This window comes from Streptomyces sp. NPDC056061, from assembly GCF_042266885.1.
Lineage (GTDB): Bacteria > Actinomycetota > Actinomycetes > Streptomycetales > Streptomycetaceae > Streptomyces.
This window is the reverse complement of the sequence record NZ_JBHJWQ010000014.1, coordinates 52776-79495: the sequence shown is the minus strand read 5'-3', so window position 1 is coordinate 79495 and position 26720 is coordinate 52776. Positions and strand designations below refer to the sequence as shown.

Here is a 26720-nt window from a genome sequence, read left to right as displayed (position 1 = left end):
CGCCCCTCACCCGCCGATGCGGCCGGTGAGCATGCCGAAGCGCTGCCGCGGGCCCCGGGGATGACGGGAGGGCAGGCAGCAGCACAGGGCCCGGACGACGCGACCGTCCGATTCACCCCCGGCGGGGGCCCGCACGGCGGACCCCGACCGGGGAAGGCCCCGGGCGGGACACGGCCGAGTGCCCGGTCGGGGCCGATGAGCGGTGGTGACGAGCCGTCGGGTCAGTGGCGGCCACCGAAGAGCGACCGGCGCAGCCGACGCAGCGGAGCGAAGAGCGAGACCCTCGCATTCCTGCTCCGGCGGCTGTGGCCGGCCTCGCGCGAGGTCAGCTCGCGCATGAGCAGCGTCGCCTCCGCCGCCTCCCGCCGCGACACGGCGGGACCGCCGAGCACCGCGAGATGGCGGTCGAGGCGCGAACTTGTCGCACTGCTCCCGCATGTGATGGCAGGCACACGCGGCCTGCTACGCACCGTTATCTGTTCCATGTCACTCCCCACCCGTACGAGGGCACCCGGCCCGGGCAGGGTAACCCTATCCTCCCGCGAGGACACTCGTGCATCCCGGGCACGTGCTCGCACACACATACGGAGGTTGACGATCAGTCTCCATATCCCTCCGATTCCAGGGCGACTTGGACAGAGCGGCACGGGATTTCCCGTGCCGGAAAGACGAGGCACCGTGCGGGGGACCTCCGCACAGGAGACCCCCCGTCCGTCCGGATTCCGAACGGGCCCGGCGTGTCGTCACGACGGGTGATCAGGCCGCCGCAGCGAGGGCCGGAAGGTATCCGCCGGACTGCCCCGCCGCCGTGGGGTGGTACGACTCACCGATGTTGAGCCAGTTGACGCTGTGCAGCCAGGCGTTCCCGGAGCAGATCTCGTGCCCGCCGAACCTGCCCGCGACATCGGCGTAGGCGAATCCGTGGTCGGCGGCACGCTTGGCGGTCGTCGTGTTGAGGTAGTCGGCGGCGGCGTTGATCGCCGAGCGCACCTTGTCGCTCAGGCCGACGGCGCAGCTGCCGCCGATCTCGTAGAAGCGCGGGTAGCCGAGGACGACGACGCGGGCGGACGGCGCCTTGGCCCGGATCGCCGAGTACACCGAGTCCAGGTTGCCGGGCAGGGTGGTGGCGACGTAGCTGCGGGCGGTGTCGATCCGGTTCAGGCAGGTGGCCTCCGACTGGAGGACGCAGGTGGTCATCACATCGGCGAAGCCCGCGTCGTTGCCGCCGATGGAGATCGAGACGAGGTCGGTCGAGGAGTTCAGCGAGCCGAGCTGACCGGACTTCACATCACCCGTACGGGCGCCCGAGCAGGCGGCGAAGGCGAAGGACGAGGGCGCGTTGGCCGCCGCCCAGAGGGCGGGGTATGCCTTGCTGCTGCGCTTGCAGGAACCGCTGCCGCTGTCGTAACTGCCCGATCCGACACCCGAGGAGTAGGAGTCCCCGAGGGCGACGTAGTCGACCGCCCGGGCGGACGGCGCGGCGGCGGCGGTGGCCGCCCCCGTCAGCGCGAGCACCGCACCGAGCAGCAGCGAGGACGAGAGCGCCGCGAGTCTGGACATCTTCATGGAGCCTCCCTTGGACCGACCGGCAGGATCTCCGCCGCGGTCTGCCGACTCCGTGGTAGCAGTACCCACACCCTTCCCGGAAGTGTTCATGCCAAGTTGGTCCGACGAGTGCGTCCGCACGCCCCCCTGAGTTCACGTCATGGACGCCGACCTCCCTCCGGAAGCGGGCTGAAAAGGCGGTGAAACCCGGGTGCGCCGGATATCCCCGTGCCGGATCATGGGCGACATGTCCGCCAACCCCGAGTCCGCGCTGCCGATCCGGCTCACCGTCGACGACAGCGATTCACCGGCCGACGTCATCGACGCGTTGTTCCTGGGCCGTTTCGCGACGGGCGAGCAGCCCTACTCCCACAACACCTCCCTCGACCGGGTCAAGGCCGATGCCACCCTCCTGCCGCCCGGCGCCTCGGTGCTGCGCGCCGCCCGGGACGACAGCCGCGGCGCCACGCTCGCCGAGGGCGACGGCTGGACCCTGCTCGTCTCCCGGTGGAACCACGGCGCCGACGTCACGGTCACCGCCACCAGCCCGGAACTGGCCCGCAAGGTCCTCGACCGGGCGACGGACGGCGTGCGGGACGAGCCCGAGCCGCAGCCCGAGAACGTGACGATGGGCTTCTGGTACGCGTCGCCCCGCCGCGGCCCGTACCGCACCACCCGGCAGATCGCCGCCGGCGCCTGGGACGAGGTCCGGGGCAACTACACCGCCCCGGTGGCCGACGCGATGGACCGGCTGATGAAGGTCACGCCCGACGACATCGCGGGACGGCTGCTCCTGCTGCACGGTCCGCCCGGCACCGGCAAGACGTCGGCGCTGCGCACGCTCGCGCGCTCCTGGCGGGACTGGTGCCAGGTCGACTGCGTACTCGATCCGGAGCAGCTGTTCAACGACGTCGGCTATCTGATGGACATCGCGGTCGGCGAGGACGAGGGCACGACGAAGGAGCGCTGGCGGCTGCTGCTCCTGGAGGACTGCGACGAGTTGATCCGCGGCGAGGCCAAGCACACGGCGGGCCAGGCACTGTCGAGGCTGCTGAACCTGACCGACGGGCTGCTGGGCCAGGGCCGCAACGTCCTGGTCGGTGTCACCACCAACGAGGACCTGGAGAAGCTGCACCCCGCCGTGGTCCGGCCCGGACGCTGCCTCGCCCGGATCGAGGTGGGCCCGTTGACCCGTCAGGAGGCGGTCGGCTGGCTGGGCACGGAGGAAGGGCTCGGCCGGGAGGGCGCCACGCTCGCCGAGCTGTACGCGCTGCGGCGCGGCGGCGGCCCGGCGTCGGTGCCGCGGCAGGACACCGGCGCGGACGCGGGCCTCTATCTCTGACGCCCGGTCACCGGGGCGGCCGCCGACCGCCGGTCGGACTCCCGGCCCTCGGACGGCCCTCAGGGGCGGCCCTCAGGGGCGGCCCTCAGGGGCGGCCCTCAGGGGCGGCCCTCAGGGGCGGCCCTCAGGGGCGGCCCTCAGGGGCGGCCCTCAGGCCGGAGCGGCCGGAGCTCCGCCCCGGACCGCATCCGGCGCCGCACCGCCGGGCGGGGCGCGCCGGGCCCGGCCCCGCACCGGCTCAGTGCGCCGCGTACGCCGCCCGCACCGCGGCCTCGGCAAGGGACAGCGCATCGGCCCGCGACAGACCCAGCCGCCGCGCCTGCTCGGCGTAGTCCCGCGCCGCGTCCGCCGCGTGCCGGTCCGCCGCGCCACCGGACGCCGCGACGAACGTGCCGTTGCGTCCGCGCGTCTCGATCACCCCGTCGGCCTCCAGCACCCGGTACGCCTTGGCGACGGTGTTGGCGGCGAGGCCCAGCTCCTCGGCGAAGCCGCGTACGGTCGGGAGTCTGAAACCGACCGGAAGCGTGCCCGAACGGGCCAACTCGGAGATTTGGGCGCGCAGTTGCTCGTACGGGGCGGTACCGGAGTCCGGATCAAGGACGATCTTGAAAGTCACGCCCCGATTGTCCCCCACTGCGGGAAAACCGGAGGCGATCCGGCACCGCCCACGCGTACCGTCCGGCCCATGACCGTCCTCGTCCGCGATTTCCTGCCCACCGACGCCGCCGCCTGGACACGGGTGGTGCGCGCGGCGATGCCCTACCTCGTGACCACCCCCGAACAGGTCGCCTTCGACCTCGCCTCCGCCCACCCCGACGAGCGCCGTCGGCTGCTGGTCGCCGAGGAGGACGGGGAGATCGTCGCCGTCGCCCGGACCGGCCTCGCGTACGAGAGCCCCGAACCCGGCAAGGCGTTCTGCGACCCGTACACGCATCCGGACCGCACCGGGCACGGCGCGGGCGGGCTGCTGTTGCGGACGGCCGAGGAGCACCTGGCGCGGGAGGGGGCGCGCACCGTCTACTCCTGGGTGCTCGACACCCCGTCGAACCGTGCCTTCGCGGAGAAGCGCGGCTACGCGCCGAGTCGTTCGGCGCATTTCCTCCGTCTCGATCTCGCGGGCGGTCCGCTGCCGTCCCTTCCGGCCCTCCCGGCGGGCGTCGAGCTGCGCTCGGGGGCGGACTTCGCGGACGATCCGCGCCCGCTCTTCGAGGCGGACGCCGAGGCCACGGCCGACGAACCGAGCGACACCCCGGCCGAACTCGACGACTACGAGGACTGGCTCCGGCGGACCTGGCGCCATCCCGCACTCGACCACGAACTCACCTCGGTCGTGGTGGTGGACGGGAAGGTGGCGTCGTTCACCGCGGCGCGGACCGACGGCCGCACCCGCTACATGTCGGGGATGACCGGCACCGTGCGCGCCCACCGCGGCCGGGGCCTGGCCAAGCTCGCCAAGACCGACTCGCTGCTCCGGGCGCGCGCCGCCGGATACACCGACGCGTACACCGGCAACGACGCGGACAACGGGCCCATGCTGGCCATCAACCACTGGTTCGGCTACGAGATCTGCGCGACGGAGGTGCGCCATGTCCGCGAGCTCGGCTGAGAACACCTTGACGGTCACCCTCGCCAAGGGCGGACGGACCAAGATCGGCTACCCGGCGGAACTCGTCCACGACGACGGTACCCGCGTCACGGTGCGGGCGGCCTGGGCGGCGCCCGGCGTCCGTGACTTCGGCTTCGTCCGGTTCGAGCCCGGCGACGTGTTCACGGAGCACTACTGGCGCGACCGGTGGTACGCCGTGAAGGAGGTCCGCACCGCGGCGGGCGAACTCAAGGGCTGGTACTGCGACGTCACCCGCCCCGCCGTGCTGCGCGACGGGGAGTTGCTGGTCGAGGATCTGGACCTCGACCTGTGGGTGTCGGCGGACGGGTCGGCCGTGTTGCGGCTGGACGAGGACGAGTTCGCGGCGAGCGGGCTCGCCGACCGCGATCCGGCGGCCTCGGACGCGGCCCGCCGGGCGCTGGACGAGCTGGAGCGCCTGGCCCGGACGGAAGGTCTCGCGGGGCTGCCGGTCTGATCCGCGGATGCCGTACGGCCGGGCCGGCCCCCGCGATCGGGGCCGGCCCGGCCGCTCCCCGGTGGCCGGTCCCGGCCCCGGATCGAGCGAAAGGGAGTTTCCGTGATCAACCGTTGATCTAAAGTTCTCGGGTCAGTTCCCCACCCGGTGACCTGAGAAGGAATCACGGATATGCCCACTGAGACGTTCGAGTTTCAGGTGGAAGCGCGCCAGCTTCTGCACATGATGATCCACTCGATCTACTCGAACAAGGACGTGTTCCTGCGCGAACTCGTCTCCAACGCCTCCGACGCGCTCGACAAACTGCGGCTCGAAGCGCTCCGCGACGACTCGCTCGGCGCGGACGTTTCCGACCTCCACATCGACATCGAGACCGACAAGCAGGCCCGCACGCTCACCGTGCGGGACAACGGCATCGGCATGTCGCACGACGAGGTGGTCCAGCTCATCGGAACCATCGCGAACTCGGGCACCGCGAAGTTCCTGCGGGAACTCAAGGAGGCCGAGGACTCCGCCGCGGCCGAAGGGCTGATCGGTCAGTTCGGGGTCGGGTTCTACTCCAGCTTCATGGTGGCCGACGAGGTCACGCTGCTGACCCGGCGGGCGGGTGAGTCCCGGGGCACCCGTTGGACGTCGACCGGCGAGGGCACGTACACGATCGAGTCCGTCGACGACGCCCCCCAGGGCACCTCGGTCGCGCTCCGGCTCAAGCCGGAGGACGCCGACGACCAGCTCCACGACTACGCCTCCCCGTGGAAGATCAGGGAGATCGTCAAGCGGTACTCGGACTTCATCACCTGGCCGATCAGGATGGTCCCGGAGGCCGCCGACACGGCGGACGCCGCGGACGGCTCCGAGGACGCCCCGCGCGAACCCGAGACCCTCAACTCGATGAAGGCCCTCTGGGCGCGCTCGCGCGACGAGGTGTCGGACGACGAGTACCACGAGCTGTACAAGCACATCAGCCACGACTGGATGGCCCCGCTCGAAACCGTCCGGCTCCAGGCGGAGGGCACGTTCGAGTACCAGGCACTGCTCTTCATCCCGTCGCACGCGCCGCACGACCTGTTCATGCAGGGGTACAGGCGCGGCATCCAGCTCTATGTGAAGCGTGTCTTCATCATGGACGACTGCGAAGCGCTGATGCCGCCGTACCTGCGGTTCGTGAAGGGGGTCGTCGACGCGCAGGACCTGTCGCTCAACGTGTCGCGCGAGATCCTCCAGCAGGACCGCCAGATCCAGATGATGCACCGACGCCTGGCGAAGAAGGTGCTGTCGACGGTCAAGGACATGATGTCCGCCGACCCGGATCGCTACGCCACGTTCTGGCGGGAGTTCGGCCGCGTCGTCAAGGAGGGGCTGCTGAGCGACTTCGAGAACCGCGACGCCATCCTCAAGATCGCCTCCTTCGCCACGACGCACGACAAGGACGAACCGACCACGTTGCAGCAGTACGTGGAGCGGATGAAGGAGGGCCAGGAGCACATCTACTTCCTCGCGGGCGAGTCCCGGCAGGCCATCGAGAACTCCCCGCACATGGAGGCGTTCCGGGACAAGGGCGTCGAGGTGCTGCTGCTTACCGATCCGGTCGACGAGGTGTGGGTCGAGGCGGAGCCCGAGTTCGACGGCAGGAAGCTGCGGTCCGTCGCCAAGGGCGAGGTCGACCTCGGCACCGAGGACGAGAAGAAGGAGGCGGCGACCGAGCGGGAGAGCCGGCAGCAGGAGTACGCGGACCTGCTCTCCTGGATGTCGAAGCAGCTCGGCGAGACCGTCAAGGAGGTCCGGCTCTCCTCGCGTCTCACCGTCTCGCCCGCCTGCATCGTCTCGGACACCCACGATGTGACTCCGGCGCTGGAGAACATGTACCGCGCCATGGGCCAGCCGGTCCCCCACGTCAAGCGGATCCTCGAACTCAACCCGGGGCACCCGCTGGTCAGCGGTCTCAACCGGGCGCACGGCGAGCTCGGTGAGCAGGACGGCACCGGCCTGGAGGAGACCGCCGAGCTCCTCCACGACCTGGCGCTGCTGGCCGAGGGCGGGGAGCTGGGCGACCCGTCGCGCTTCGTCAGGCTGATGGCCGACCGCCTCGAACGCACCCTTTAGCGGGGCGACGGAGTACCGCGCCGTCGGCCGGACCGGGTCGCTGCCGGGTCCGGCCGACGGCCGGAAGCCCGCCGGGCGGCTCCGGTCGGGCGGCGGGCGGCCCCTACTCCCGGCGCCGTTCCCATACGTCGGTGTACGGGTCCGGCTCCGGCGGCGCCGGGCGGGCCTGCCGGACACCGGCGACCAGTTCCACCTCGTATCCCGCCGCGTCCTCCAGATAGGCGGCGACGTGCTCGTCCCCGCCCGCGTGCGGGTAGCGGTCCGGGAACAGCTGCCGCCAGCCGTGGCGCGGGGCCTCGGCCACCAGCGCGTCCAGGGTGGCCCGGTCCCGGACGTGGAACGCCAGGTGGTTGAGCCCGGGACGGCACCGGTCGTGCGTCCCCCCGGTCAGATCGGGCGACTGCTCGACGACCACGTAGCTCTCGCCGCGTCGCCAGCTCCGCCCGTGCTCCCAGTGCTGGTACGGGACATGGCCCAGCTCGCCGAGCAGCCAGCCCCATCCCTGCTCGGCGACCCGCAGGTCGGGCACCCACAGCTCGATGTGGTGCACCCCTCCGGTGCCGGCCCCTCCGGCCGGGAGCGCGACGGCACGCCGGACGCCGTGCGGGCGGTACGCCACGGGATCGCCGTCCTCGTGCCAGTGGATCAGGAAGTGCTCCCCGGCGCGGTAGCCGTCGAGCCCGGCCCGGCAGTAGGCGACGATGTCGTCCGGGAGCGCGTCCAGCGGGAACCACGCCAGCTCGGAGCACTTGTCCGGCTCGCGGTTGTACGGCGGGCGGGCGGGATCGTACTCGGCCTCGAAGAACCAACCGGTCCGGGGACGGCCGCCGGGGCCGCGGTGCTGCATGACCAGCGCGACCCGCAGCTCGTCCGGGCCGAGTTCGACGCCGATCTCCTCGGCGGCCTCGCGGATCATCGCCTCGCGGACGTCCTCGCCGTCCTCGACGTGCCCGGACGGGCCGTTGAACAGCCCGTCCGCGTATCCCGTGCCGGCCCGGCGGGCGAGCAGCACGTCCGGGCCGCGGCGGAGTATCAGGTGCACGTCGACGACCTCGGTGTGCCGCCGCGGCGGTTCGACACGGGCCACCAGGGCGTAGCGCTCGTCGTCGACCTGCTTGCCCCACAGATCCGGGTCGTCGGAGAGCCGCTCGTGGTGGATGCGCTCGGTGAACTCCGAGAGCAGTCCGGTCAGTCGCCCGACGGGCAGGCCGACCCCGTCCCAGACGCCCTCGATCAGGATCAGCCGGCCGCCGGGCCGCAGCAGGGTGAACCAGTGGCGCAGGGCCGCCGCCGGGTCGGGCAGCAGCCACACCACGTGCCGGACCATGACGACGTCGAACTGCTGCTTGCCGACGGGCGGCCGGGCCGCGTCCCCGACGAGCACCTCGGTGCCGGTCCCGACGAGTTTGGCCCGGGCCTGCTCCACCATGCGCGGCGACCGGTCGACGGCGGTGACCCGGTGGCCCTGCCCGGCGACGAGCAGCGCGAGGCTTCCGGTGCCGCACCCCAGGTCGAGGACGTCCGAGCGGCCGCCGGGCAGCCAGCTCTCCAGCCGCCTCGCCCAGGCGTGCCGGACCACCGGGTCGAGCAGCCCGTGGTCGGGCTCCTCGTCGAAGGAGTCGGCCGCGGAATCCCAGTCGATCGTCGTCATGGGTCGATCGTGCCATCCGTCACCGACGGCGTCGTCGGATGGGCCGGATTCGTGACGGGCCGGATCGCCGCCGCCCGCGGACGGGAGTGGCACGCGGTGCGGGAGGCCCGCCCGGGGCACCGGTGGCATCCGGGCGGGCCTCCCGCACCGTCCCGTCCCTTCGGTTATCCGATGGCCGAGGCGCAGGTGGTGGGGGTGGCGTGGGCGGGGTCGAGCGCGTTCGCCACCTCGTGGAAGGCGATCCGGTCGATGGTGCCGATCGCCACGTGCCCGGAGAGGTCGACCGGGCACAGGTCCTGGAGCAGGACGTTGTGCACGTCCGGACCGTCCAGGAACTGGGTGCGGTACGGGGTCACGACCTCGTCGTACCTGGTCGCGATGACGGTGTAGCGCACTCCGGGCACGGTGTCGCCGCCCGCGTTGAGCGCGGTGATGAACGGCGAGCCCGCCACCTGGTCGGCGAGACCGGGGGTGTGCTCGTTCAGCAGGTCCTCGGCCCCCGGGAAGTACGGCAGCAGCTTCGTCAGGCCGAGCAGGGTGGTGCCGTGGTTGTCGGGGGCGATGCCGATCAGGGCGTTCACCTTGGCGGCGCCGCCGAGGAACTTCAGGTAATGGTTCGGCATCATCCCGCCCTGGGAGTGGCCGACGAGGTCGGCCTCGGACGCCCCGGTGGCGGCGAGGACCTTGTCGACGAACGCGGCGAGCTGGCCGGCCGACTCCTCGATCGGGCCGAGGCCGTGGAAGACCGGTACGCCGGGCAGCTGACCATAGTTCAGGGAGTAGACGCAGTATCCCCGGTTGACGAGGTAGGGGGCGAGGACCAGCCAGTTGTCGATGGAGTTCCCGAAGGTCCCGTGGACCAGGACGACCGGGCGGGGGTGTGCCGCGGAGGGCTTGCAGGAGAAGTCGTTCCAGCCGCGGGACGTGGCCGCGGCGGCGGGGGCGGCAGCGGCCGTAGCCGTGGGGGTGGCGACGGCGGCGACGGCGAGGAGCAGTGCGGCGAGGATCCTTCGCGCACGTGGCATGCGCGACGCACGGGTCCGGGGCAGCATCGTGTGATCTCCTTGCGGCTCAAGGGGGTTGCGATGGGGGGTATGCCCTGCGGCCCGGACCACGAGGTGCGGCAGCCGGTCCACCGCACTCGGGCGACCTACTGCGTGCTCATGCCAAATTACGCGCGAGTAGGGTGCCAGGGGAAGTTACGCGTCGGTAAAAACTGGTGGTTCGCCGCGACGACGGGTCATGCGGGCCGACGCGCCGCGAGCCGCCCCGGCATCACGGCCTGCGGGCCGAACCTCTCCCGCAGCCGGTCCGCCACCGCCTCGATCCGGCGCGCCCGTTCGTCCGCCGGGTCGAACGTCAGCTGGTGCGCGGCCCGTTCGGCGTCCATCAGCCCCTCCGCGCGCAGCACGATCCCCCGGACGCGGGCCCGCTGCAGCCCGAACGAGTCGTGGATCCGGTACGCGAGCGCGGTGAGGGCCGCGGAATGGGCGGTGGGCTCCGGGAGCGTACGGCTGCGGCTCAGCGTGGTGTATCCGGTCCGGCCGACATGGCGCACGACGACCGTGAGCCCCCGGCACACCTGTCCGTCCCCGCGCATCCTGGCCCCCAGTTCCTCGGTGAGCGACAGGAGCGCGCGGCGCTGCCGGTCCGGATCGAGTTCGTCGCGCGGGAAGGTCCGTTCGGCGGCCGTCGACCGGACGGGGGCGCCCGGCGCGACCGCCGTGCGGTCGATGCCGCGCGAGCGTTCCCACAGTTCCCGCCCGGTCCGGACGCCGGCGATCCGTTGCAGGGTGCCGAGCGGGGTCGCCGCGATCCGGCCGGCCGAGTCGAGCCCGTAGCCGCGCAGGGTGCGGGCGGTCGCCGCGCCGACACCGTCCAGGGCCGTGGCCGGCTCGACCGCGAGAAAGCCCGCTCCCGCGCCCCGGGGCACCACGCAGGTCGCTCCGGGCGCGGCCCGGCGGGCCGCCGCCCGGGCCAGCATCGGATTCTCCGCGGCACCGATCGCGCAGTCCACACCGTGCAGGGCGAGCGCCCGGACCCGGATCATCGCGGCCAGCCCCCTCGCGTCCCGCCCGAAGTAGCGCAGCGCGCCGCGCACATCGGCGAGTGCCGCGTCGGGCGGGGCCGCCTCGACCACCGGGGTGAACGCGCCGAGCAGGGCGAGCAGCCCCTCGTATCCGGCGGCGTCCGGGGGGCCGCCGCCGACCCTGCGGAACCGCAGGTACAGGATTCCCGGTTCGTCGTGTGCGGTGCTCATCCCGCGCTCCCCGGGCTCTGGTGCCACAGCTTCCTGCCGGTGGCGACGCCCTCGCCGGGCGGCTGGAGGTCGGCCCAGGGGTTCATCTCGTACCCGGTGGGCATCCGGAGGCGGCGGCCGTCGCCCCTCGTCGCCCGTCCGGCCGCCTCGGTGTCGGCCCCGTCGGGACCGGCTTCCCCGGGGACGCCCGTCCCGGGCGGCTCCTCGGCGAGTCGCGCGGCGACCGCGTCGAGCCCGCCGGTACGCCGCAGTTCGGCCAGCTCCGCCAGATTCCAGGCGGCCGAGCCGACCACGCTCAGGCTCTGCGGCCCGCGCCGCTGCACCACTCCGCGCACCAGCAGCAGCCAGGAGTGGAAGACGGTGTGCGCGCAGGCGGCGTGGCTGTCGTCGAAGAAGGCCAGGTCGATCAGGCCGCTGCCGTCGTCCAGGGTGGTGAAGACGATCCGGCGGCCGGACCGGACCGGCGGGGTCTGGGTGGCCGCCTTGGCACCCGCGACCAGCACGGTCTGCCCGTGCCGTGCCTCGCGCAGCCGTTGGGCGGAGACCGCTCCGAGTTCTTTCAGGAACGCGTGGTGATCGTCCATCAGATGGTGGGAGACGTCCATGCTCAGGACGCCCAGCTCGGCGCTGAGGCGTTCGGCCTCGTTGAGGTCGGGCAGCCCGATGGCGCCGGTCCGGCGCCCGCCGCCGAGCGGGAGCTGCATACCGGCACCGGAACCCGCGTTCCGCCGATTGCCGCGCAGTTCGGACAGGTGCAGCAGCAGATCGCGCCGGTTGGCGCCGAACGCGTCCAACGCGCCGACCTGGGCCAGCCGTTCGGCGACCGGCCTGCTCGGCCTGGCCCGCTGCCAGAAGTCCAGCAGCGAGGTGTAGGGCTGTCCGGCCTCGATCCGGGCGACCTCGGCCCCGCCGATGCCGTGGACGTCCGAGAGCGCGAGCCGCACCCCCCAGACCGGCTCCCCTCCTTCATCATCAGACACCAGTTCGATTCGATGAGAGGCTGTTGACCGGTTCACGTCGAGTCCCAGTACCGGGACCCCGCGTCGGCGCGCGTCCGCGAGCAGCAGCCGCTTCGGGTACATCCCGGGGTCGTGGGTGAGCAGCCCGGCGTAGAAGGCCGCCGGGTGGTGCGCCTTGAGCCACGCCGACTGGTACGTCGGCACGGCGAAGGCGACCGCGTGCGCCTTGCAGAAGCCGTAGCTGCCGAACGCCTCGACGATCTCCCAGGTCCGGGCGATCACATCGGCGTCGTACTTCCGCTGCGCCGCGCGCTGCGCGAACCACACCTTGATCCGGCCCTGCGACTCGGGGTCGGAGAGGCCGCGCCGCACCCGGTCGGCCTCGTCCCGGCCGCAGCCGGTCATGATGTCGAGGATCTCGATGATCTGCTCGTGGAAGACGACCACCCCGTAGGTCTCGCGCAGCGGCCCCTCCAGATCCGGGTGCGGGTAGCGCGCGGGCGCCCGGCCGTGCCGGGCCTCGATGAACGGCCGCACCATGTCGGCGGCGACCGGTCCGGGGCGGAACAGCGAGATGTCGACCACCAGGTCGTGGAAGTCGGCGGGCCGGAGTCTGCCGATCAGGTCGCGCTGGCCCGGCGACTCGATCTGGAAGCAGCCCAGCGTCTCGGCGCTCCGGATCAGCCGGTACGTCTCCGGGTCGCCCGGCGGTACGGCGTCCAGGTCCACGTCCTGCCCCGAGGCCCGCCCGATCTCGGCGACCGCGTGCGCCATCGCCGACTGCATCCGCACGCCCAGCACATCGAGCTTGAGCAGCCCCAGGTCCTCCACGTCCTCCTTGTCGAACTGCGCCATCGGGAAGCCCTCCCCGCTGGTGGGCACGACGGGCACCCGGTGCGGCAGCGAGGCGTCCGAGAGCAGCACCCCGCACGGGTGCATGGCGACGCCGCGCGGCAGGGCGTCCAGCGCCTCCACCAGTTCCCAGAGCCGCCCGTAGCGGTCCTTCTCCCGTGCCACGTCACGCAGTTCGGGCAGTTCCGCCAGGGCCGCGCGGGCGTCGCGGGCCCGGATGTGCGGGAACGCCTTGGCGAGCCGGTCGGTCTCGGCGGGGTTCATGGAGAGCGCGGCACCGACGTCCCGGATGGCGTGCCGCACCCGGTAGGTCTCGGGCATGGCGACGGTCGCGACCCGTTCGGTGCCGAAGCGCCCGATGATCGCGCGGTAGACGTCGAGCCTGCGGGCGGACTCGACGTCGATGTCGATGTCCGGCAGCACGGCGCGGCGCTTGGAGAGGAAGCGCTCCATCAGCAGCCCGCGCTCGACCGGGTCGGCGTGCGCGATCCCGATGAGGTGGTTGACCAGGGAGCCCGCGCCGGAGCCCCGGGCGGCCACCCGCACCTTCATCGCCCGCACGTCGTCCACGACCTGAGCGACCGTCAGGAAGTAGGAGGCGAAACCGTGGTACGCGATGATGTCCAGTTCCCGGCGCATCCGCTCCCAGTAGTCGCGCCTGCGGTCGTAGCCGTGCAGCACCATGCCGGCGGCGGCGCGGGAGGCCAGCACCCGCTGGGCGGTGCGACGGTCGGCGCCGACGAGGCGCGGTTCGGGGAAGTGGACGGTGCCGAGGCCGAGGTCGTCCTCGGGGTCTACGACGCAGGCGTCGGCGGTGCGCCGGGTCTCCGCGAGCAGCCGCGCCCCGGCGCCCTGCCCGAGCCCGGCGGCGGAGGCGATCCGTTCGGCGGTCTCCGCCATCGCGCGGGCATCCTTCAGCCAGCGCTCACCGCTGTCCAGCGGGGCACGGCGGGGATCAACGGGAACCAGTCGGCGGGCCGCGTCGAGCACGTCCGCGACCGGACCCTGCCCGGGATCGGCGTACCGGACGGCGTTGGTCAGCACGGCCCGCACGCCCTGCTCGGCGGCGAGACCGACGGTACGGGCGGCGAGCCGCAGCGAACCGGGTCCGGTGCCCTCGCGTCCGTGGTGGACGGCTTCGAGGCGCAGGTCGTCGCCGTGGACCTCCCGCCAGCGGGCGAGCAGCGCGGCGGCCCGGTCCGGCCGGCCGGCGGCCAGCGCCCGGCCGACGTCGGAGGCGGGGCCGAGCAGCACGACGAGCCCCTCGCCGGACAGCGCGGACCGGTCGACCAGGGGCTGTCCGGTACCGGCGCGCGCGGCACCGGCGTGCGCGGGGCCCGTCCCGGCGTGCGCGGCGGTGACGAGGCGGCACAGTTCCGCCCACCCCCGCGCACCGTCCCGGGCGAGAAAGGTGACCCGGGGTGCGGATTCGTCGACAAAGGCACCGCCGCGGACCGGGGCCCGCAGCCGATGCGTGAGCCCGCCGCCTCTCGTATCCTCCGCCGCCCCGGACCCTGCCGCTGCCCCCACCGCGAGATCCACCCCGAAGACCGGCCGCACCCCGGACCGCTCGCATGCCTTGGCGAAGCGGACCGCTCCCGCGAGCGTGTCGCGGTCGGTCAGCGCGAGGGCATCCATCCCCCGTTCCGCGGCGCGGTGCGCCAGCCGTTCCGGATGCGAGGCCCCGTACCGCACGGAGAATCCGGAGACGGTATGCAGATGCGTGAACCCGGGCACCCGCACCTCCTGGACCGATCCGTACTCACCACCCCCTCGCTCTCCACCATAAACCAAGTTTCGAACATTCGTACGATACCCGAGGCGGGATGGAACGATCCGGTACGGGACACGGCACCGGCCCCGGCCGACTCCCCCCGCGCCTTTGGTCACCCATTCGGCCCAGCCCCACCTGCATCGACGGCCGACACCCCGGAGCGTGGGAACATGACTTTCGTCGACGAGGTGAAGAACGCCGTCACCCCACGGGCCGCCGTGCTCGTCATCGGTGTACTCGCACTGCAACTGTTGTTCATCACCTCCTACGTCGGAGCACTGCACCGGCCGAAACCGACGGACGTCCCCTTCGGGGTCGTCGCTCCCCGTCAGATGTCCGCACAGCTCCTGACCGAACTGAAGAACCTCCCGGGCGGCCCGCTGGACCCCCGCGCACTCGCCGACGAGGCAACGGCCCGCGAGCAGATCATGAACCGCGAGATCGACGGCGCCCTGGTCGTCGACCCCACCCGGACCACCGACACCGTCCTCGTCGCCTCCGGCGGCGGTACCGCCATGGCCGACACCCTGACCCGGATCGTCACGAAGGCGGACCAGGCCCGGCAGCGCACGGTACGGCCCGTGGACCTGGCCCCCGCCTCCGATCAGGACTTCAACGGGATCTCGTCCTTCTACCTGGTCGTGGGCTGGTGCGTGGGCGGCTACCTCTGCGCGTCGATCCTGGCGATCAGCGCCGGCGCCAAACCTGCCAACCGGCAGCGCGCCCTGATCCGGACCGGCGTCATGGCGCTGTACTCCGTCGTCGGCGGCATCGGCGGCGCGCTCATCATCGGCCCGATTCTCGGCGCACTGCCCGGAAGCTTCTGGGGCCTTTCGGGGCTGGGGGCCCTGACCGTCTTCGCGGTCGGCATGCTCACCCTCGCCCTCCAGGCCCTCACCGGCATCGTCGGCATCGGCCTGGCCGTGCTGATCGTGGTGATCGCGGGCAACCCGAGCGCCGGCGGCGCCTTCCCGCTGCCGATGCTCCCGGACTTCTGGCGGGCGATCGGCCCCGCGCTGCCACCCGGGGCCGGCACCTGGGTGGCCCGTTCGATCGCCTACTTCCGGGGCAACGCGATCACCGGACCACTGCTGGTGCTGTCCGCGTGGGCGGTGGCGGGCACCCTCGTCACCTGCCTGATCGCCATGCGCCGCACCCCTCAGGACATCGCCGACGCCCCGCCGCCGTTCGGCTCGACGGTCGACTGACCGGCCGTCGGCCCCACGGACGAGTGCCCATGGCAGAGCCACGCACTTCGCGGGGCACCGGTACCGACCGGGGCGGGGCGGCCGCGCCTCGCCCGACACCGCATACGACCGGCGCGTTCCGAACGGGCGGAACCGCCCTTTCCGGACCGAGGCCGCGCACCTGCTCACCCCTCCCCGAACTCCACCTCCGCCCAGACCGTCTTGAGCCAGGCGTCGCGTACGGTGCAGCCCCAACGGCTCGCACAGGCGTTGATCAGCAGCAGACCGCGCCCCGAGTCGGCCTCGGCATCGGCGCCGATCGGACAGGAAGGGGGCTGCGGCAGGAGCCGTTCCGGACGCGTGTCCGTCACCTCGATGCGTACCGCACCCGGAAGGAGAAGCAGGGTCAGCCGGAAATCGCGGCCAGGAAGGCGACCGTGGGTGATCGCGTTGGAAGCGAGTTCCGCCGTGACGAGGGCGACGGTGCGTGCGGGTTCGGAGTCGTACGGGAGGCCGCACCATTCGGTGAGTTGCTGCACGGCGAGGGCGCGTGCGAGCCGGGCACCCCTCCTGGTGCTGCTGAGCTGCACCCTGAACTCGGGTGCGTGCACGCGTGATTCATGGGCACCTGGTTCGTCGGCGCGTCGTTCGTGGGTGCTTGTCCGGTGTGTCACGGGACCATCGTGGGCGGCCGGTCACCGCTCCGACCAGGGGTGACGGCCGTACGCGACCGCACTCGTACGGGAGTCGCCGGGCCACCGCACCGGAACGGACCGGAGCTGTACGGGTCTTGTACGGGTGCCGTACGGCTTCGCCTCCGTGTCCCGGGCGGAACGAGCCGCGTTGAACCTTCCCCGGCCGCGGTCAGGGCCGGGCCCCTGTGGGAAGGGAACGGGCGGGGCGGACGGCGTCCGGCTGAGCGAAAGGCGTGAGGACACATGCGGGATACGCGGAACGGCCGCGCGACGGGAGCGGGGGCGAAGGACGAGAACAGCCTGCCGGGCGTGTGGGTGGCCTACGGCAAGTTGCTCCAGCACCTGCGCAAACGGGCCGGGATGAACCAACAGGCGCTCGGGCATGCCATCGGCTACTCGCTGGAGCAGGTCGCCTCCGTCGAGCAGGGGCGCCGCCCGGCCAAGGAGGCGTTCACCGTGGCGGCGGACCGGGTGCTGACGGCGGACGGGGTGCTGGAAGTGCTCCAGCCCGACGTGGACCGGGCCAAACTACCGCTGTTCTTCCGCAACTTCGCCCTCGTCGAGGCCGAGGTGCTGAGCCGGTTCTCCTACGATCCGCTGCTGGTGCCGGGCCTGTTGCAGACGGAGGCGTACGCGCGAGCGGTGTTCGCGGGGCACTGCCCACCGCTGAACGAGGAGATCATCGACCAGCACACGGAAGCGCGACTGGCCCGCCAGAAGCTGCTGACCCGGGATCCGCTCGCCGAACTGTCGTTCATCATCGGCGAGGAGGCCCTGCGCAACCCCGTAGGCGGCCCGGAGGTGATGCACGGACAGTGGCGACGGCTGCTGGAGGTGGGCGCATCGCGCAATGTGGAGGTTCAGGTCATGCCGGCCGCGCCGGGGTTCCACCCCGGCCTCAACGGTCCGTTCGTGTTGGTGGAAACGGAAGATCTGAAGCGCCTCGGGTACTTCGAGTCGCAAGGCGTCGGCCACATCGTCCATGATCCCGCCGAGGTCAGCTCCTTCGGGTTGCGTTATGGCAAGCTGCGATCGCAGGCTCTGAACGGTGTGGAGTCCGCGAGGCTCATCGAACGGCTGGCGGGAGAGACATGAGCGTGGAGCAGATGTCCGGCGACACGAACGGGCTGAACTGGTTCAAGAGCAGCCACAGCGGATCGGACGGCGGCGACTGCGTCGAAGTGGCAACCGACCGGCACACCGTCCACGTACGCGACTCCAAGAACCCCCACGACGGACCGGTCCTCCACATCGCACGGAACCCATGGACCGCCTTCGTCGCGCAGACACTCACGGCCGAATAACGCCGGTCGAATCCTGGCCCGGTCAGCAGCCCGCACACACGATCCCAGGTGTGCAGGGGCCCATGACCGGGCCATTTCCTGCCCGAGGGCGCAGACCATCACGGTCCGTGTGCACTCCGACCGCCGTCCCCCGCGCCCCCTGAGCCCTGCCTTGTTTCCCAACACGCCGTCCCGGTAAGGGCTCTGATGAGCCATCATCGAATTGGGGCGGGGAAAGCCGGGCACGTCGTGCCCGCACCAAACGGAGGAGGCACGGAGTGCGAAGCCGGGTGCGCGCGGAGGACGGGCGGCATCTGATGGTGGAGCGTCTGGGGGACCCACGCGGCAGACCGGTGTTTCTGCTGCACGGAATGCCCGGCAGCAGGCTGGGTCCCGCTCCGCGCGGCATGGTGCTGTACCAGCGCAAGACCCAGCTGATCGCCTACGACCGGCCGGGCTACGGGGACTCCGACCGGTTGCCGGGCCGTTGTGTCGCCGACGCCGTCCAGGACGTGCGGGCCATCGCGGACCATCTGGGCCTCGAACGGTTCGCCGTGGTGGGCCGGTCCGGTGGCGCCCCGCACGCCCTCGCCTGCGCCGCGCTGATGCCCGATCGGGTGACCCGTACCGCCGCGCTGGTCGGGCTGGCCCCCTGGGGCGCCGACGGCCTCGACTGGTTCGAGGGGATGGCCGCGTCCAACGTGCTGGCGTACTCCACCGCGGCAGCCGATCCGGACGGGCTCGCCGAATCGTTCATCTCACGGTCGGCGGTGATCAGGAAGAACCCGGTCCGGCTGATCGACGACCTGCGCCGGGAGCTGACCGACTCCGACCGGATGGTGGTCAACGACGCCGGTGTCCGCTCCATGCTGCTGCGCAACTACCGCGAGGGACTGCGCACGTCGGCCTGGGGGTGGATCGACGACGCGATCGCGTTCAGCCGCCCGTGGGGGTTCGATCCGGCGGACATTCCGGGTCCGGTGATGCTGTGGCACGGCGAGAAGGATGTGTTCTCGCCGGTGGGGCACTCCCGCTGGCTGGCCGAACGCATCCCGAACGCGACCGTCGTGCTGGAGCCGACCGCAGCGCACTTCGACGCTCTGCACGCCCTGCCCATCATCCTCAACTGGCTGCTGGAACCCGGCGCCGCCTGAGGGAACGGATCGAGGAGCACGGGAGCGTCCGGCCCGGCGGCCGGACGCTCCCGTCGCTCACACCGCCGTCGGTTCCAGCTCGCGCTCGAACCGGTTCTCGTTGCGGGCGATCCGGGTCAGCGGGTGTTCGTCGCCGAGCTGCCGGGCCAGCTCGTCGCCCGTATCCGCCCGCAGCCGCGCCGCCTCGTCCGGCCGCCCCATCGCGTCGAGCGTGACCGCCATGTTCGACATCATCGCCAGGGTCTCCGGGTGGTGTGCCCCGATGACCTGCCTGAGCTGCCCGGCCAGCCTCCGTTCGGTCTTCAGGACGAGTTCGAGATCGCCCTGCTCTGCCGTCGCGTTGGCGAGGTTCATGACGCAGAACAGGGTGTTGGGGTGCTCCTGCCCGTACACCTCCCGCATCGACGCGACCACCCGGGTCAGTACCTGTTCCGACTCCTCCACCGCGCCGACGCCCAACTGGTAGACGGCGAGGTTGTTGAGGGCGGCCAGGGTGTACGGGTGCTTCTCCCCCGGCACCTTCATGTACTGGTCGACGACCTGCTGCGCGGTGTCCCTGGCCTCGACGGTCTCCCCCGCCACGTACAGGTCGGCCGCCATGTTGAGGTCGCAGGCGAGCCATTCCGGGTTGACTGCCGTGTACTTGGCCCGGAACCGGGCGAGAGTGGCGACCGTGAGCCTGCGGGCGTCCTCCAGTCGGCCCGCCCTGCGCAGCGAGACGGCGAGGCTCTTCGCCGCGCTCAGCGTGCCGGGGAAGGCCCGGCCGAGCGTGGCCTTGTAGCTGTCGTAGGTACGGCTGAGGAGGGTGACCGAGTCCTCGTACCGGCCGACCTCGCGCAGGTCGCGGGCGAGGTTCATGGCCGAGGACAGGCTGTACGGATGCTCCGCGCCGAGCACCTCGACCCGCCGGTCGAAGACGTCCTGGTCGATCTCCCGGGCCCGGGCGTACTGCCCGATGGAGCGCAGGGTGAACGCCAGGTTGTTCGCCGCCGCCAGGGTCCTGGGGTGCGATTCGTGGAAGATCTGGTTGAACCCGTCGGTGGCCTCGGTCGCCAGCTCGATCGCCCTGGTGTACTCGCCGAGCGTGCCGAGGTCCGTCGCCAGGCTGCTGGTACTCATGTAGGTGTGCGGATGCTCCGGCCCCAGGACCTCCTGCTGCATCGCCAGCGTGACCTCGTCCAGCTCCCGCGCCTCCACGTAACGGCCGCGCGAGCGGTAGATGTTGGCCAGGTGGAAGCAGAGGTAGAGGTACTGGATGTCGCGCTCGCCCAGGGTCTCCTTCCAGATGGCGCGCAGTTCCTCGCAGAGGGCACCCGCCGTCCTGAACTCGCCGCGCTTCCAGAGGTAGCGGACGCGGTCGATCAGCAGCCGACGTGCCTCGGGCTCCTTGCAGTTGCGGGCGTCGGAGGGGGCGAGGTGCGGCCAGATGGTCGCGAACTGCGGCCACGTCGAGGGGTTGTCGATGGGTTCGTCGTCGTCGGGCCGGGCGCCCGCGAGGATGCGGTGGACGGCGTGCCGGGCGTCGCGCTGCTCCTCCTCGGTGAGCTGCGCCCGGATGACGGCCTGGACGAGCCGGTGCACCTGGATGGAGTTGGAGACCTGATCGACCTTGGCGAGGGCGAACCTGCCGATCTCCCGGATGACCCGGCCCAGCACCAGCTTCTCCTGGAGCGAGGCGTCGTACGGCTTCAGCGCCTCGATCATCTCCTTGCTGTAGAGGAGGTTCCCGGAGATCGGCTCCGGGGCGAAGAAGGCACAGAGCTGGAGCAGCCGCACCGCGGCGGGCGAGCGCTCCTTGAGCCGTTCGATGGAGATGTTCCAGGTCGCGGCGACCGGCTGCGGGTAGCCGGCCGGCTGGTTGAGCGCCAGGACCTCGGGGGCCTGCTGTGCCAGCTGCTCCAGGTAGGTGTCGATCGGGGTGGCGGTCTCCGCGATCCAGGCCGCCGCCTGTTCGACGGCGAGTGGCAGGTCGCCGACCGCGGTGGCCACCTGGGCGGCGTCCTCGTCGCTCAACCCCGGAGCCCGGCGCTGGAGGTGCTCGATGGACTCCTCGCGCAGGAAGACGTCGACGGGCAGGGCGTCGCCGTGCTGGGACCACGCCTGGTTCCGGGAGGTGACCAGGATGTGCCCGGAGCCGCCCTGCGGGAAGTACCGCCTCAGCCGCTCGGGGTCGTCGGCGTTGTCGAAGACCAGCAGCCAGCGGTCCGAGGGGACCCCGCGCCGCAGCAGGTCCACGGCCTCCTGGGAGGCGGCGGCCATGTCGTCGCCGCCCTGGGCGCCGAGTCGCACGGCCAGCTCCGCGAGCGAGGCGACCACGTCGTCGGTCTGCTCCGAGGATATCCACCAGACCAGGTCGTAGTCGGCCATGAAGCGGTGCACGTACTCCAACGCGACCTGGGTCTTGCCGACGCCACCGAGCCCGTACAAGGTCTGCGGCTGCGGCAGCACGACGGCCATGCCGCCGCCGAGCTGGTCGCGCATCCGCTCCAGGACCAGGGAACGGCCGGTGAAGCCGGGGTTGCGGGGCGGCGCGTTCCAGATCCTGGGCACGGTGCCGGGGAAGCGCGGGCCGGGCGACACCCCGTCGGTGAGCTGGACGGGCCGGTCCAGCGCGCGCAGCAGCGCGGCGGTGGCGTGCACCTCGTCGAGCCGGAAGAGGTCGACGGGGTTGCGGTCGATGTAGGGGGCGGAGAGCCGTACGTCACCGACGCGCAGCGGCAGCAGCTGGCGTCGGCCGCCACCGGGGTCCTCCGCCACCGCCCGGTCCCAGATGTTCACCGCGCGCTGCGACTTGAGGTACGCGCTGGAGAGCAGCACCACGGTGCGGGCCGCGTTCTCGGCGACGCCCGCCGGTTCCGGCTCCTCCCGCTCGGCGGACACGTCGCGCGGCACGACCCGGAATCCGGCCCGGGTGAGCACGGACTCGATCCAGTCGGCCCACATCCGGTTCTCCGCCACGTAGCTGAGGAAGAGGTCCGCGGGCAGTGCGGGCCTGCGCCGGGTGAACGCGTCCCGGATGCGCAGCCGCACCTCTTCGCCGACCGGCGGCATCGAGGTGACCTGCTGGTCGGTGACGACCGAGGTGAGCCGTTCGAAGGCGGAGAGCAGCGAGTTGGTGAGACCGGTCTCGTCGCCGAAGGTGGCGAGGGTCTCCTCGTAGGCGTAGTAGGGGCGGTACGGGATCTCCACCGCGCCCCAGTAGGCGGTGAGTTCGTCGCCGGACAGGTCGCGTGGCAGCCGGTCGAACTTCAGCCGGGCCAGGGCCCGTCCGGCGTCGGCCTTCTCCTTCTCGCCCTCGTCGATGCGCATCGGGACGGGGTAGATCGCGATGGAGCGGCCGGTGTAGCGCTCGGAGATCTGCCGGGCGACGGAGGCGGCGCCGTCGATGGACTGGTCGCTGAGCGTGAAGCAGTCGACGAGGACGTCGGGCAGGTGGACGGTGCAGATGTCGGCGATGTCGCTGAGGCCGGTACGGCTGTCGATGAGGACGTAGTCGTAGTTGGCCTTCATGTCGTCGCGCAGGGCGTCGAAGAAATGGCCGCCGCCGAGCCGGTCGTAGAAGTTGTCCCAGTCGAAGGTGGAGACCGTCGCGGAGTACTCGCGGTTCTGGCGTCCCGCGGAGACGAAGTCGAGGGTGCCGCCCTGCGGGAACTCCCAGCCGAGCGCCTCGGGGGCGAGGGAGACGGCGTGCGGCTGGATGCGTGCGTAGTCGCGGTGCCAGTCGTCGGCGCGCTGGACGGGGCTGGTCGCGGCCCACGCGTACTCGGTGATGAGGTCGATGACGCCGGTGGTGGCGCCGAGTGTCGAGGGGTCGAGGAAAGGGTGGAAGAACCGGTGCAGCCCCGGTGCCTCCAGGTCCCAGTCGACGGCCAGTACCCGCTTGCCGTTGGCGGCGAGTATCCAGGCGGTGTTGGCCAGGGCCATGGTGCGCCCGGTGCCGCCCTTGTACGAGTAGAAGGTGACGATGCGCCCGTCACGACCGGCCGTCATCCGTGTCCTCCGCATCCGTCGCAGGGTCGTGTGTCTCGGGGATGTAGTTCGTCTGCGCCATCGGCCCCATCAGCCGTGTCCGTTCGGTGTGGCCGCCACCGGTGGCGGGTGGGTAGACCGCCGCGTGTCTCAGGTACTGCTGGGCGGCCACTTCGACCACCTGCGGCAGGATCTGCCCGAACGCCTCCATGCTGGGCACTCCCTTGGCGGCGGCCCGGCAGAAAGCCCGGCCCTGGCGCATCTTGGTCGGCATGGTCCGTTCGAGCTTCTCGGTGAGTTCGACCTCGGCCGCCCTGCTCTCCTGGTCCTCGCGGTTCCACGGCACGACCAGCGTCACCCAGGGACGGTTCTCGGCGTCGAAGGCGGCGAGCCGTCGGCACCGGTCCTCGTCCTGCAGCGCCCAGCGGTCGACGAGCAGTATCTCCGGCCTGCTGGGCACGTGCTTCCCCTCGGGGTGCCCGGACTCCTCGTCGAAGGAGGCGATGGTGGCCTGGTAGTTGAGGGAGCGCACCAGGTCCTCGGCGATGTAGGCGAGGGGACGGGCGGCGACCGGATGGTAGGGGTTCCAGTCCTGCGGGGTGTCGCCGTAGTAGTCGGCGTTGCGCCCCTCGGGCAGGTCGTGCCGGGTGGGCGCGGCTATCGTCACCTGCATGGGGCGGGGGGCGACGGTGCTGTTCGGCGGGCCGAAGGCGCTGGGGGCCAGCCGGTAGTCGACGGGGCGGCCGGTGCCGATCCGTATCGTGTCCGCGACGTTGACGATGCGCTTGGCGAGTTCGTACACCGCGCGCTCGTACTCCTCGGCGAAGAGCCTGAGTTTGATGAGCCCGTAGAGCCCGTCGCTGACGTAGCGGTCGCCGAAATCGCGATGGTTGAACTGCAACCGCTCGGCGGGGCCGGGAAGTTGACTGGGCGGCACCGGGACCCAGAGCGCCGGGACGATCGCCTCGGCCCGTTGATTGGAGCGGGCGCGATGGTGGATGGCCCGTTGCGCGAAGGCATACCACTCCTTGCCGCACATCTCACTGGCGAAGTAGCGCGGCGAGAACAGCGGAACGAAGACCCGGCAGGTGGCGAGCACCTCGCCGAGCCGTTCGGACCAGCCCTCGCCGGAACGTATCTCGCGGTCGATGAACCCGGCGGGCGCACCGGCGGGCAGATCGGTCATGGCCATCACATGGCCGCAGAGATCCTGGAAGAGACGCTCGACCCACATGTCGGGGTCCGTGCCACCGCCGTACCCCGGTGTGTGGGCATAGCTCAAGAAGAAGTACGGCCGATGGTCCGCCGCTCGCTGTTGCGTTGTTGCGTGCACACGACCCCCGTCCTGTGTGAGCACCCGCATCCGAGAAGTGAGGTGAGCCGAATGCGAGCGAATTCATCATTCCGGAGCGGAGGTTGCTCCACTCCCATGGCGTTCGGTCATTCAACGCCAGTTTTCAGTCATGCGTTCCCGGATTGAGCGAACGAGTTCCTTGATCGAATTCGGTCTGTGACCGTTCTCCCCAGTTGCCCCATGCGTACCGCCCCTCCCGGTCGAACAGGAATGCCGAACCCGGACTGTCTCACATCTCTTTGCGCATCCGGTCCAGAAGTCGCTTTCCGTGGACGGTCGGTTCGGCGGCACCCTCCAGCACATCGAGAGCCTGCGGAACACCTTCTAGCCAATCTGGCTCGAAATCCCCCAACGCCATTCGTTCATAGGTGTCGGTCAGCAGCCGGGAAAACGGAACTGGTTCTTCCTGCCACGGAATTCGATGTTCCCAGGAGCCGTCTGCGGCGTAAAGATCCGTGACGTCGCAAAACGCCCGCAATTCCGCCCGTCGGTAACCCCGGAGCAGCGCGAACGCCAGTTCCTCGGCGCTGCCGTCCGGAGAGATGCCCAGAGCGCCGGCGCCGTGGCGTCCGACCGAGGGCTCGGCCGGTGCCGAGCCGGTCAGCGGGGTGAGGGTGGTGAGGAAGCCGGCCATCTCCCGGGCACGTCCGGGCGCCTTCGCCGCGATCAGCGTCCACGCCTCCGCGATCCGGGCCGTCAGCCCGGCGGCGGCGCGCTCGTCGAGGGCGGGGGCCGCTCGCGGCAGGAAGCAGTCACGGAACGGGTCCATGTCGTCCAGCACCGGGCCCGGCGCCGGTGAACCCGGGAGCACGATCCGTCGCAGCGGCCGCCAGCCGTGACCGGCCCGCTCCGGCCGGACGACCACCCCCGGCTCGCCCGCGTCGCCCCCCTCCCGCCGCACCAGGAAGCCGTTTCCGGCACCCCGCACCAGGGCCGTGCCGCACTCCCCCGCGTCCGCGATCCGCAACTCGCCGAGGCCGGGCAGGAAGAGGGCGCCGTCCGAGAACATCACCCGGACGGGCAGGTCGAGACCGGCCCGCACGACGGCCGACGCGAGGTACGCCGGCAGCCGACGCGCCACCCGGACGGCCCCGGCCCGCTCGCGCACCAGCTCCAGGGCGTGCAGCAGCCAGCTGCGGGTGTACGGCAGCGCCAGCACCTCGTCCAGGCCGCGCGCGCCCTGCTCGGACGCCTCGATGGCGCCGGTCAGCTCCCACGCCTCCGCCCACTCCCGGCCGCCGCTCCGGCCGATGTCGGCGTTCAGCCGGGCGAGCAGGGTGCGGGTGAGGTCCTCCTGGGCGGCGGCCAGCTCGACGGGGTCGGTCACGGCGGGGGCGGCCAGGACCCCCGCCGTGCGCGTCTCGATCCCGCGCACCAGCGCCTCCAGGTCGGCGCAGTACACGGAGGGGTTGTCGAACGGGCCGAGGGGCCCGGCGGAGTCGTAGCGGTGGGTGTAGAGGCCGCCCCCGCACGAACGCACGACCGGGCAGCGGCGGCAGGTCTCGCTCACGCCGGCCAGGCCGAGCTGGCGGGCCCGGACCCCGGGATGCGCCGCCACCTCGTCGAAGGAGTGGCTGAAGACGTCGAACCCGGTGGCCGCCGCGCCCTCGTAGGCGCTCTTGAGCGAGTCGACCTGCTCCAGCTGCCCGTCGGTCTCCACCACGACGAGGTCGGTGGGGGCGAGGCCCAGCGACTCGGTGAGGCTGGGACCGCCGCTCAGCGTGGACAGCACCGAGGAGAAGATCCGCACCGGCACCGGTCGCCCCTGCTCCTCCCAGCGGTCGAAGACCGCGAGGAGCCAGTCGGCGTAGGCGGTGGGCGACCCGTCGGGACGCAGCGGCGGCTCGTCCCAGGTGGCATGCGGCAGCAGGAAGTCGATGAGCGGCGGTTCGAGCTCGGTGAGCGCGTCGAGGACCGCGTGCGGGTCGTTCCGGATGTCGACGGTGCAGAGCAGACCGAGATTGAGGTGGCGGTAGCGCTCCTGCCGGAGCAACTCGACTGCCTTGAGGACCAGAGGGTGGCTGCTGCGTCCGTCGGCGTAGCGCCGGTGCCGGTCGTTGGCGGCCCGGTCGCCGTCGAGGGAGATGCCGACCTTGACGTCGAACTCGTCGAAGAGGTCGAGGTAGCGCGGGCTGAGCTGGAGCCCGTTGGTGTGGATACGGAGGTCGAGTTCCGCGATGCCCTCGAAGGCTGAGGTGAGCACTTCGCAGACGCGCCGCAATCGGGCGGGACCTGCCAGCAGGGGCTCCCCTCCGTGCAGGATCACTGACACGGAGGGCAGTGCATGTGTCTTGGCATGCTCGGCCAAGCGTTGAGCAGTCCGGAAGATGGCATCATCAGAGATTGTCCTTGGCCGGGATCGCCAGCTCTGATCTGCATGTTCGTAGACATAGCAATGGTCACAAGCAAGATCGCACCTGCTGTGAACCTTGAGAACGACTTCGCGGAAAGGGACCAGGGGTCCTGTCATTCCGCCAGTCTAGCCAGCCCGCAGGGGTGGTCGGGGCTTTG

At 71.5% G+C, this 26720-nt stretch carries 19 protein-coding genes; 8 read left to right on the top strand and 11 right to left on the bottom strand.

The window, feature by feature from the left end:
• Positions 1-221: 221 nt before the first annotated feature.
• Complete coding sequence (locus ACFC79_RS20550) at positions 222-485, bottom strand: hypothetical protein (protein ID WP_376242074.1); 264 nt, start codon at positions 483-485, stop codon at positions 222-224.
• A 271-nt stretch (positions 486-756) separates the two neighbouring features.
• Positions 757-1566 (bottom strand): SGNH/GDSL hydrolase family protein, encoded by an 810-nt coding sequence (locus tag ACFC79_RS20545; protein WP_376242072.1) that lies wholly within the window; start codon positions 1564-1566, stop codon positions 757-759.
• Between the two features lie 226 nt (positions 1567-1792).
• On the opposite strand from ACFC79_RS20545, the gene ACFC79_RS20540 reads away from it, so the two are divergent.
• Positions 1793-2887, top strand: coding sequence for a DUF5925 domain-containing protein (locus ACFC79_RS20540; protein WP_376242071.1), 1095 nt, complete (start codon positions 1793-1795; stop codon positions 2885-2887).
• A 238-nt stretch (positions 2888-3125) separates the two neighbouring features.
• Here the strand turns inward: ACFC79_RS20540 and ACFC79_RS20535 are convergent, their stop codons facing one another.
• On the bottom strand, positions 3126-3503 hold the full coding sequence (locus tag ACFC79_RS20535) for a GntR family transcriptional regulator (RefSeq protein ID WP_376242069.1): 378 nt from the start codon (positions 3501-3503) through the stop codon (positions 3126-3128).
• Between the two features lie 69 nt (positions 3504-3572).
• Between ACFC79_RS20535 and ACFC79_RS20530 the strand changes: the two genes are divergently transcribed.
• From ACFC79_RS20530 to htpG, 3 genes are all read left to right on the top strand, one after another.
• On the top strand, positions 3573-4493 hold the full coding sequence (locus ACFC79_RS20530; protein WP_376242067.1) for a GNAT family N-acetyltransferase: 921 nt from the start codon (positions 3573-3575) through the stop codon (positions 4491-4493).
• Complete coding sequence (locus tag ACFC79_RS20525; RefSeq protein ID WP_376242065.1) at positions 4474-4968, top strand: DUF402 domain-containing protein; 495 nt, start codon at positions 4474-4476, stop codon at positions 4966-4968. The genes ACFC79_RS20530 and ACFC79_RS20525 overlap by 20 nt, the downstream gene beginning before the upstream one ends.
• A gap of 171 nt (positions 4969-5139) precedes the next feature.
• Positions 5140-7071, top strand: a complete 1932-nt coding sequence (gene htpG / locus ACFC79_RS20520) for a molecular chaperone HtpG (RefSeq protein ID WP_376242064.1) — start codon at positions 5140-5142, stop codon at positions 7069-7071.
• Between the two features lie 103 nt (positions 7072-7174).
• On the opposite strand, the gene ACFC79_RS20515 is transcribed toward htpG, so the two are convergent.
• The 4 genes from ACFC79_RS20515 to ACFC79_RS20500 all read right to left on the bottom strand — a co-directional run bounded on the left by ACFC79_RS20515 (position 7175) and on the right by ACFC79_RS20500 (position 14530).
• Complete coding sequence (locus ACFC79_RS20515; protein ID WP_376242062.1) at positions 7175-8722, bottom strand: trifunctional class I SAM-dependent methyltransferase/NUDIX hydrolase/VOC family protein; 1548 nt, start codon at positions 8720-8722, stop codon at positions 7175-7177.
• 164 nt (positions 8723-8886) lie between these two features.
• Positions 8887-9774 (bottom strand): esterase/lipase family protein, encoded by an 888-nt coding sequence (locus ACFC79_RS20510; protein ID WP_376242060.1) that lies wholly within the window; start codon positions 9772-9774, stop codon positions 8887-8889.
• A gap of 188 nt (positions 9775-9962) precedes the next feature.
• Positions 9963-10982 (bottom strand): hypothetical protein, encoded by a 1020-nt coding sequence (locus ACFC79_RS20505; RefSeq protein WP_376242059.1) that lies wholly within the window; start codon positions 10980-10982, stop codon positions 9963-9965.
• Entirely contained in the window at positions 10979-14530 is a 3552-nt protein-coding gene (locus ACFC79_RS20500; RefSeq protein WP_376242057.1) for a DNA polymerase III subunit alpha, read from the bottom strand. Before ACFC79_RS20500 ends, ACFC79_RS20505 begins: the two co-directional genes overlap by 4 nt.
• A 207-nt stretch (positions 14531-14737) precedes the next feature.
• Between ACFC79_RS20500 and ACFC79_RS20495 the strand changes: the two genes are divergently transcribed.
• Complete coding sequence (locus ACFC79_RS20495) at positions 14738-15775, top strand: DUF3533 domain-containing protein (protein WP_376242055.1); 1038 nt, start codon at positions 14738-14740, stop codon at positions 15773-15775.
• Between the two features lie 164 nt (positions 15776-15939).
• Here ACFC79_RS20495 and ACFC79_RS20490 read toward each other — a convergent pair whose 3' ends face one another.
• On the bottom strand, positions 15940-16428 hold the full coding sequence (locus ACFC79_RS20490; RefSeq protein WP_376242053.1) for an ATP-binding protein: 489 nt from the start codon (positions 16426-16428) through the stop codon (positions 15940-15942).
• 264 nt (positions 16429-16692) lie between these two features.
• Here ACFC79_RS20490 and ACFC79_RS20485 point away from each other — a divergent pair, with 264 nt between their 5' ends.
• The 3 genes from ACFC79_RS20485 to ACFC79_RS20475 all read left to right on the top strand — a co-directional run bounded on the left by ACFC79_RS20485 (position 16693) and on the right by ACFC79_RS20475 (position 18886).
• Entirely contained in the window at positions 16693-17544 is an 852-nt protein-coding gene (locus tag ACFC79_RS20485; protein ID WP_376242051.1) for a helix-turn-helix domain-containing protein, read from the top strand.
• Positions 17541-17753, top strand: a complete 213-nt coding sequence (locus ACFC79_RS20480; RefSeq protein ID WP_376242049.1) for a DUF397 domain-containing protein — start codon at positions 17541-17543, stop codon at positions 17751-17753. The genes ACFC79_RS20485 and ACFC79_RS20480 overlap by 4 nt, the downstream gene beginning before the upstream one ends.
• Positions 17754-18010: 257 nt before the next feature.
• Positions 18011-18886: an alpha/beta fold hydrolase gene (locus tag ACFC79_RS20475; protein WP_376242047.1), complete on the top strand. Its 876-nt coding sequence runs from the start codon at positions 18011-18013 to the stop codon at positions 18884-18886.
• A gap of 57 nt (positions 18887-18943) precedes the next feature.
• Here the strand turns inward: ACFC79_RS20475 and fxsT are convergent, their stop codons facing one another.
• From fxsT to fxsB, 3 genes are all read right to left on the bottom strand, one after another.
• Positions 18944-22876, bottom strand: a complete 3933-nt coding sequence (gene fxsT / locus ACFC79_RS20470; protein WP_376242046.1) for an FxSxx-COOH system tetratricopeptide repeat protein — start codon at positions 22874-22876, stop codon at positions 18944-18946.
• Positions 22860-24218: an FxsC protein gene (gene fsxC / locus ACFC79_RS20465; RefSeq protein WP_376242044.1), complete on the bottom strand. Its 1359-nt coding sequence runs from the start codon at positions 24216-24218 to the stop codon at positions 22860-22862. The genes fxsT and fsxC overlap by 17 nt, the downstream gene beginning before the upstream one ends.
• 220 nt (positions 24219-24438) lie before the next feature.
• Positions 24439-26679 carry a radical SAM/SPASM protein FxsB, inactivated metallohydrolase extension form gene (gene fxsB / locus ACFC79_RS20460; RefSeq protein WP_376242042.1) on the bottom strand — a complete coding sequence of 747 codons (2241 nt, stop codon included), beginning with the start codon at positions 26677-26679 and terminating at the stop codon, positions 24439-24441.
• Positions 26680-26720: the final 41 nt, after the last annotated feature.